Raw genomic sequence first — 650 nt, forward strand, 5'->3', positions numbered from 1 at the left:
GGCCAGTCTCACGGTGGCATCCACATTCACGCCCTGCAACATGCCGTCGCGGCTGATATCGGTGTAGACGATGGCGGAGACGCCATCGTTCTCGAACTGTTTCGCCAGATCGATCACATCCACATCGGTCACGTTCGCCCAACCATCGGTAGCCACTTTGCCGTCTTTGGCGTCCAGGCCCACGATGATGTGGCCGGGGAACTGCTCACACATGGCTTTGACGAATGCCGGCTCATTCACCGCCTTGGTACCAATGATCACCCACTGCACTCCCGCGTCCAGGTAGGCCTGAATAATTTCCGGGCTACGAATACCGCCACCAATCTGGATTGGCAGATCCGGGTGGGCCTTGGCAATCGCCTTGACGATCTCGCCATTCACCGGCTCACCGGCAAAGGCGCCATTCAGGTCGACCAGATGCAAACGGCGGGCACCACGCTCCACCCAGTGGCTGGCCACGGCAACCGGGTCATCGGAGAACACGGTGTCGTCTTCCATACGACCCTGCTTCAGGCGAACACATTTTCCGTCTTTCAGGTCGATGGCAGGAATCAAAAGCATAGTGATTTCTCAAACTGGGCTGCCATACAGGAAGGCAACGGATGAAACGGGTTTATCGCTGTCAACTGTCCACTATCAACTGTCAGTTG

1 protein-coding gene is annotated in these 650 nt (G+C 57.1%); it reads right to left on the reverse strand.

All coding sequences use genetic code 11. From position 1 onward, the window contains the following. The coding region (locus A3730_RS06940) for a 1-(5-phosphoribosyl)-5-[(5-phosphoribosylamino)methylideneamino] imidazole-4-carboxamide isomerase (protein WP_063537784.1) at positions 1–561 on the reverse strand (561 nt) is incomplete at its 3' end. Positions 562–650 lie beyond the last annotated feature (89 nt).

The sequence above is a fragment of the Alcanivorax sp. HI0044 genome, assembly GCF_001634945.1.